The 8665-nt window shown below is 50.5% G+C and carries 4 protein-coding genes; all 4 read left to right on the plus strand.

The window, feature by feature from the left end; genetic code table 11:
- Positions 1-108 precede the first annotated feature (108 nt).
- The 4 genes from polX (at position 109) to Q0668_RS19305 (ending at position 8569) form a co-directional block, all read left to right on the plus strand.
- Positions 109-1830: a DNA polymerase/3'-5' exonuclease PolX gene (gene polX / locus Q0668_RS19290; protein ID WP_298867629.1), complete on the plus strand. Its 1722-nt coding sequence runs from the start codon at positions 109-111 to the stop codon at positions 1828-1830.
- A gap of 69 nt (positions 1831-1899) precedes the next feature.
- Positions 1900-3387: an AAA family ATPase gene (locus Q0668_RS19295; RefSeq protein ID WP_298867631.1), complete on the plus strand. Its 1488-nt coding sequence runs from the start codon at positions 1900-1902 to the stop codon at positions 3385-3387.
- A 195-nt stretch (positions 3388-3582) separates the two neighbouring features.
- A complete protein-coding gene (locus tag Q0668_RS19300; protein WP_298867633.1) occupies positions 3583-4179 on the plus strand; it encodes a hypothetical protein in 597 nt (198 codons plus the stop codon).
- Positions 4180-4279: 100 nt separating this feature from the next.
- Positions 4280-8569: a c-type cytochrome gene (locus Q0668_RS19305; RefSeq protein WP_298867635.1), complete on the plus strand. Its 4290-nt coding sequence runs from the start codon at positions 4280-4282 to the stop codon at positions 8567-8569.
- Positions 8570-8665 lie beyond the last annotated feature (96 nt).

The raw sequence follows: 8665 nt of genomic DNA on the forward strand, positions 1-8665 counted from the left end.
TATGGTAATAGTAGCCGTTATGGTAATAGCAGGACGAGAACGAATGAAATCGCTCCAACCATATAGTATGCCAAACATTTGGTAAGTTTGATAATTTGGATATAGAATATGCAAAACGCAGAAGTGGCACGCCAGTTTGAGGAACTGGCAGACTTACTGGAAATTCAGGGAGCCAATCCGTTTCGTTTGCGCGCCTATCGCAACGCAGCCCGCACTCTCGCAGGGCTTCCCGATTCGATTCAGGACATCGCCAGAAATAACCCTAAAGAATTACTGGAGTTGCCGGGCATCGGAAAAGACCTCGCATTAAAAATTGAAACCATCGTCGAAACTGCAACCTTACCTCAACTCGAAGAACTCAAAGAGGAAATTCCCGCTGACGTCGTTCGCATGCTCGATATACCCGGCATCGGCCCCAAAAAAGTCGCCTTTCTTTTTTCAGAACTCTCGATTCACTCTCTCGACGACCTCAAAGCAGCCGCCGAAAACGGAGTCATCGCCGAACAAAAAGGCTTCGGCAAAAAAACAGAACAAATCATCCTCGCGGGACTCGAACATCTCAGTCAGGCAGGCAACCGCGTCAGACTCGCCGATGCGAAAGCCCAGTCTGATGAAATCATTCACAACCTGGGTACTCTGGAATCGGTACTGCAAATTTCCGAAGCGGGCAGCTGTCGCCGACGTAAAGAATCAGTAGGCGACCTCGATATTCTTATCACTTCCAGTCAGCCAAACGAAGTCATGGATGCATTAGAAAACCATGAACTCGTCAAAGAAGTCCTGGCCCGCGGCGAGACAAAACAGCGCGTCCGCTTAAATTCCGGGTTGGAAATGGATTTGCGCGTCGTCCCCGAAGAATCGTACGGCGCCGCCCTCCTCTACTTTACCGGCTCGAAAGAACACAACATTGTCCTCAGACGCCGCTCACAGGAAAGGGGCCTTAAACTCAACGAATACGGCCTGTTTCGTGAGGAAGAACTCGTATCCGGCAGGACCGAGGAAGAAGTGTTTCAGACCCTCGATCTCCCCTGGATTCCACCGGAACTGCGCGAGAACAGAATGGAATTCGAAGCCGCCGAGAAAAATCAATTGCCAGAGCTGATTGAACTCGAACAAATTCGTGGCGACTTGCACATGCACACGACGGCTACCGATGGAACGGCTTCAATTCTTGAAATGGCGGAAGGTGCCAAAGCTAATGGTTTACAATACATCGCCATCACCGACCACTCCAAACGCGTTACCATGGCCAACGGCCTGGATGCCAAACGAATGCGTGCCCACTGGAAGGAGATCGAAAAAGTACAGTCACAAATCTCCGGCATTCAGATTATGAAAGGCATCGAATGTGATATTCTCGAAGATGGCACAATGGATTTGCCCGATGATGTTCTCAGTGAAGCAGACTGGGTCATTGCCGTTCTACATTACGGACTGAAACAACCTCAGAAACAAATCACACAACGATTACTCAACGCAATCCGGAACCCCCATGTTTCAATCATTGGACATCTATCGGGACGTTTAATCGGCAAACGCCCGGGCGCGGATCTCAATTACAGCGAGGTCCTCAAAGCAGCCGCCGACCATGGCACGATGATGGAAATCAATGCGCATCCCATGCGTCTGGATATCGATGACATTCATGCCGCCAAAGCCAAAGAACTCGGAATTCCAATCGTGATTAATACCGATGCCCACAGTGTAAAAGGTCTGGAAGTCATGCAATACGGCGTCTATCAGGCGCGGCGAGCCGGGCTCACGAAAAAAGACGTCGCCAATACAAAAACCTGGAAACAATTTTATAATTTATTAAAAACATCACGCTAAAATGTGATCCATTCTCTTTCTATTCCCGTTGTCATTTTCAATCACTGTGTCTCTCGAGGAACGAAATTGATGTCGAATTCACTGGATCTACTGATTCGATCGGGAAATCCCTTTATCTCCATTGAAACGCTGGATGAACAACGGGCGTTGAACGTCGTTCAAGAAGTCGCACGGAATTTAAAAAAGCCGCTCTTTGAATGGTCGGCAACGAATGGCTTATGCAAAACCGAAGGCACCACCCTCAAATCAGCAACAGTCCCGGGAGGCAAGCCGGAACAGTCGCTCAGCTTCATTCATAAAAATACAGATGAAGATATTTTTGTGTTCAAAGATCTCGGCGCCTATTGTCGAGATAATGTCGTCAATCGCATGCTGCGCGATCTCATGGAAACCTGCCGAAATAAAAAATCAACGCTCATTCTAATCGATGCCTTTCCGCTGCCCGATGAGATCAAACGTTTCACCGTTCGTTATGAACTAGGCTGGCCAACCACCGATGAATTATCTGCCGTCATCAAACAGACCTTTAACAAAATCAGGCAGGAGAGCCATGAAGAAATTACCACCAAACTAACGCGAAGGGAAATGGAACAACTGGTACTTACGATGCGCGGACTCAGCTGCAACGAAGTAGAACGCGTCATCAGTTCCGCGATTCTTCAGGACAATGATCTCAATGTAACAGATTTACCTCATATCATCGAAGCCAAAAGAACCCTCCTCGGTTCGACAGGCAGCCTGGAATCCATCGGCGTTGACGTCAAATCGGATCAGGTCGGTGGACTCGGTAAATTAAAAGACTGGCTGAAACTGCGCCGTGGCGGATTTTCCAGAAAAGCACAGGAGTATGGACTGGAACCGCCGCGGGGAGTACTCATGCTAGGCGTGCCCGGCTCCGGAAAAAGTTTGTGTGCCAAAATGGTCGCATCCGACTGGAACATGCCTTTGCTACGATTAGACCCGGGTATGCTTTATCAGAAATTTATTGGTGAAAGTGAAAGTCAGTTACGACAGGCACTCTCGCAGGCAGAATCGATGGCACCCGTCATCTTATGGATCGATGAAATTGAAAAAGCATTTGCCTCGGCTTCTTCCTCCTCAGCCGACGGCGGATTGTCCAAACGTATGTTTGGAACACTGCTCGCCTGGATGCAGGATCATCGACATCCGATCTTTATCATCGCCACCGCAAATGACATCTCCGCACTACCCCCGGAACTCATGCGAAAAGGACGCTTCGATGAAGTCTTTTTTGTAGACCTGCCCGACTCCATCGCCCGCGAACAAATTCTCAAAATTCATCTCCAACGTCGAAACCGGGATGCAGAGCAGTTTGACATCCGTTCCCTGGCAGCCACCGCAAAGGAATTTACGGGCTCAGAGCTGGAACAGGTCGTCATGTCCGGACTCTTCGCCGCTTTTTCTGAAAATGCAGAACTGGAAGACCGTCACATTGCCTCTGAAATTCAGAAAACGAAACCACTGGCCGTTTTAATGAAAGAACGCATCACCGAATTGCGCAACTGGGCCAAAAACCGCTGTGTCTCCGCTGACTAATTATACATTCGAATGCCGCACCCATCCCCATCCTGAATGTTGATTTTTCGCAACATCTAAGCAGAACTTCTCTTACTTTTTCAAAATTTCAGACGAAAAGCTATTTCTTGAATCAACGAGTTGAAAATCCACGCGGAATGCGGGACAATTACATACAGTTCTATGCGCACACCTTATTTCAAGCTGAGGATATTTATGATCTCACCCAACACGTTCCGAAGAGTATTGTATTCCGTTCTGGGTCTTTCACTGGCCATTTATGCCTGCACTGTCCAGGCAGCAGATGAGTCCACAAAAACGAATGAACTCAAAATCAAAGACATCACACTCAAAGTTCCCACGAACTGGAAAAGTGCGCCCCCGTCGAACAGTCTCCGACTCGCACAATTTGAAATTCCAGCGGTCAAAGGAGATAAAGAACCAGCCGAACTTGTCATCTCGTCGTTCGGCGGAACCGGTGGCGGAATGGCTAATAATATCTCACGCTGGGTAGGACAGTTTGCAGCAGGCAAAGATCGTAAAGTAAAAGTCACACAAGGTGAATCCAAATTGGGAAAATATGTCTTCGCCGACCTGAGTGGCACCTATAACAAATCGATCGGACCTCCATTCCTGAGAAAAACAAAAGCCGTCCCTGATTCTCGCATGTTAGGCGTGATTCTCGCAGTCGAAGGCAAAGCCTATTACTTCCTCAAGCTGACCGGTCCCACAAAAACTGTCTCAGCAGCAGTAGACGAATTCCGCGATTCTTTTGGAGCCAATGCCAAAGATGAAAAGCCATTCGAACAATAACGAATGGCTGATTTTCGTTCCCGGTCGGGATAATTCCCCCGATCGATTTTATTAGGTTTGTTAACCAGGTACTTTCTCAACACTAAAGTCTCCCTTCATCATGATCTGTCCTCGAATACAAGCACGCCGGTTCAGAGTTTGTTTGCACCTGACTGGTTTCATCTTCGTATTTCTCACACTCATGATGGCCGGGAGGAATCTGGCTGCAGAGGAAATTGATCCGGAAGAAGACGATTACCCGCCGGGTCTACTAGCCACGTATCAGTCCGGCGAAAAACGCATTCAACGCATCGACCCGGATATCGCCTTTAACTGGGGCGCCAGTCAGCCGCTTCCCCAATTCACAACCAAGAACGATACAACCAAGAACGATACAGCCAAGAACGGTGCAGCCAAGAACTTCTCAGCCGAATGGACCAGCCTGATTCTGGTGAAACAACCAGGAAAATACCAGATCTCAGCGTATCTCGAAGGAGAGATCAAGGTCGTCATCGATGGCAAAACCGTGCTCGAAGGCAAACGCGACACGCCCGGCTGGGTCGTAGGCAAAAAGTACGACCAGAACTTTGGGGAATTCGCGCTGCAGGTCTCATACAAAAAATTATCGCCGCAAGCCCGCGTACAATTATTCTGGTCTTCGAACCTGTTTGGACTGGAACCCGTTCCCGCGAACCTCCTGTATCGCGAGGAGGGATCTCCCAACATCGCACAGATCTCCCGAGGCCGAACTCACTTTGACGCCCATCGCTGCAATCGATGTCATCAAAGAGAGAACCAGTTGACCAGCCCCGCGGCTCCCGACCTCACATATCTTACGACCGGTCTGAACCCCCAATGGCTGACCCGGAAAATTCAAAACGATGATTCCATCGCCACCGATGATTCCATCGCCGCCCATGCAAAAATGCCCTTCTTCGGATTTGATGAACGGGAAGCGACAGCCGTTGCCGCGTATCTGTTTGCCAATTCGAAAACCGCATCGCTGAAAAAAATCCCCGCTCCTAAAAAAGATAAAAAGACCAAAAAAAAACCGACCCGCGATGAAGAACAAAGGCAAGGCGAAATCCTGATGCGTTCGGTCGGCTGTCTGGCCTGCCATACGATTCAAGGCAAAGGAAATCAGCAACCCTTCAGCGGAGGCGACCTCAGCAGCATAGGAGACAAACGAAATACACAATGGTTCTTTACCTGGCTCTCGGATCCTCAGAAATTAAACAAGGATCATCGCATGCCAGTTATCAAACTCAGCACGACAGAACGTCGGCAATTGGCCTATGCCCTTTCCGAACTCAAACAGGCAAACATCCCCGACGGCAAAAAACCATCTTCCAACAAAACGCAAATCGCAGATGGCAAAAAACTAATCACCCAGGCCCGCTGTGCCGCCTGTCATACGATTCCGGGAATCGACAAACCTACACAGAAAATCGTCGACCTCTCTAAAACAGTACAGAACTGGAACAGCTCCTGTCTCGCGGAAAAGCCAGATCGGAAAAAAGGACGCCCCGCGTATCGCTCAATTGATCGCGCAGCCGTCAAGGCCTATCTCAAATCCAGTTTCGGAACATCCGCTCCGGAAAGTGTATTCGACCGTGGTCGTTATGTCCTCGAACAGCGAAATTGCATCTACTGTCATGAACGGGACAAACACCCGGGCATCACACCCATTGCCGGCGAAATGGCCAAATTCGATCCTGCACTCGCCGGACAGAGCCAGGCCATGATCCCCCCTGCTCTCACAGCCGTCGGAGACAAACTGAATCACGATGCCCTTGCCGAAGCAGTCAGCGGCGAACAAAAATCAATCCGCATGCCCTGGCTCAGTGTGCGGATGCCCCGCTTCCAGCACTCCAAAGCAGACAAACAGGCGCTACTCGATTATTTAGTCGCACATGACTTCGTGCCCGCAGAGGGACCGAGACAACCCGACTTCATGATCGATTCCTCCGATCAAAACAAAGCGCAACTCCTCATCGCCGGCCAGACCATTACCGGCTCCAAAGGTTTCAGTTGCATCTCATGCCATGTACTAGGTGAATATGTACCACGCAATGTCGCGCTCGGCACGCGCGGGTCGGATCTGCTCATGCTGGGGAAACGCATGCGGAAAGAATATTTCCTCCGCTGGGTGCATAACCCGCTGCGCATCGTCCCCGGCATGGAAATGCCCGCGTTAAAGAAAAGTGTTCCCAAAGTATTAGGCGGCGATATCAACCGACAGCTCGACGCCATCTGGCTAGGTCTGAATGATCCGCAATTCAAAGTTCCCACCAACCCCTCATCCGTGGAACAGTTCCTGACCGTCGCAGCCGGGGAACCCGCGCGCATCGTACGCGACGTCTTCACCAACCCTAAAGAAACCGGCGGCGGATACGTGGCCCGTGCTTTTGCGGTCGGCTTTGATAACGGACACAACCTGCTTTTCGATCTGGATCATTTTTCACTCGTGCAATGGACGCTGGGAGATCTGGCCCGCCAGCGCACCCAGGGAAAAAGCTGGTACTGGGACATGGCAGGCTCACCCATCGTTTCCGGCTATGAACGAGGTCAAGACTTTGTATTAGCCAGAACAGGCAAGGAACCGATGCAGGTCGTCTATCCGCATCAGCAGAATGGCACATCGGGCACACTCCGCAATTATAGCTCGCACGGAAATCGAATCGTCTTAAACTATGAACTCACGTTTAAGGTAAACGATAAAATCACAAAAGTCGCCATCACCGACACCCTCACAACACTTCCCGATCAGGCAAAGCAATCCGGCTGGCAGCGAAACGTCAAAGCCGACAACACGCCTGAAGGATACGATCTCTACGTCGGACGCGTCAGAAATACACAAAGTATCGGCGACCCCAAAATCACAAACCCCAACAACCCACAAGCCAAATGGATGCACATCAGCGAGAACAATTCACACGAATATATCACCACCAGAAATGCATCCGGGAAGGCCTCACTGACTCTCAATTATCTCTGCAATCTTAAAGCAGATGCACTGCAAGTTGGAACCAAACCCAAACCCAAAGAAAAAACAGAAACCGTCACCAGCGCCCCCGGCTTTGAGGGCGTGCGACTTCCACTCAGCCGTGCCATCATGCCCACCGCATTCGCCTGGCTCGATGATGGCACACTCGTTTTCACTTCGCTCAAAGGAGACGTCTATCTCGCCAGAGATACCGACGGCGATGGAATCGAAGACCAGCTTACCTTGTTCGAAGAAGGTCTCTCTGCCCCCTTTGGCGTCGTCGTCGACGGCGGCGATTTAATCGTTTCGCATAAACCCGAAGTCTTAAGACTTTCCGATACCGACGGAGACGGCCGTGCAGACAGACGCACCGTCATCGCAACCGGCTGGGGATTAAACGACAACTACCACGATTGGGCCACAGGCTGCATTCGCGACAGTCAGGGAAATCTCTATATCGGCCTAGGCAGCGATTATGCACAAAAGGAACGCCCCGATAATCAGATTCACTGGCGAGGAAAAATCCTCAAGATTTCCTACAACGGAGACATCACACCACTGGGACACGCCTTCCGCTATCCCATCGGACTCGCCATCAATTCCAAAGACGAAATCTTCGTCTCCGATCAACAGGGAGTCCAGAATACCTTCAACGAAATCAATTTCCTGATCCCCGGAAAAGCCTACGGCGTACGCAGCCAATCCGATATACGTTCGAAAGAAAATCTGGAAGAGACCAGAGCCGCCATTCAGGTACCCCACCCCTGGACGCGCAGCGTCAACGGCTTAACCTGCATCCCAAAACAGTTCCAATATGCCAGCCTCTTCGATCAGGGCCTGGGTTGCGAATACAATCACCGTCTGCTCATTCGCTTCACCACGCAAAAAGTAGGCGACTCCGTACAGGGCGCCACTTATTACTTCACCCGAGCCGACGTACCACCCGATGAGAAAAACTTCACCGGCCCCATGTCAGTCGCCATCAGTCCACGCGGCGACATCTACGTCGGCAGTATCCACGACAGCGGCTGGCTCGGCGGGCAGAATACCGGTTCCATCACCAGACTCACACCCAACGGCAAACTACCCAACGGCATCAAAGAACTCAGAGCCACTCCCGACGGTTTCGAGCTCGAATTCTTCAAAGCCATTGATGCGAAGAAGGCAGCTAATAAAGACGCCTACACCGTCGCCGGCTACACCCGAGTCTGGAGCGGCAGCTACGCCAGCCCCGACAGCGGCCGTTACAAAGTCGATGTAGAAGCGGTCACTGTTTCAGATGACAAGAAAACGGTCCGCCTCAAAGTCAACGAACTCAAAGAAAAATTCGTTTATGAAGTAAACTGCCAGCAAATTGGCAAACAGGGAACAAAGCTCTTCCCCGTTACGGGACACTACTCAATGAACCGGATTCCAAAGAATTAGATCCAGAATAATATCCAGTCCAGGCGCACTATTCAGAAGATAAAAAAGATAGGGGTAGGAAGGACCGGTTGTTCCCGGTCCCCCCTCCCTCCGAAC

It is taken from the genome of uncultured Gimesia sp. (assembly GCF_937910335.1).
Classification (GTDB): Bacteria; Planctomycetota; Planctomycetia; order Planctomycetales; family Planctomycetaceae; genus Gimesia.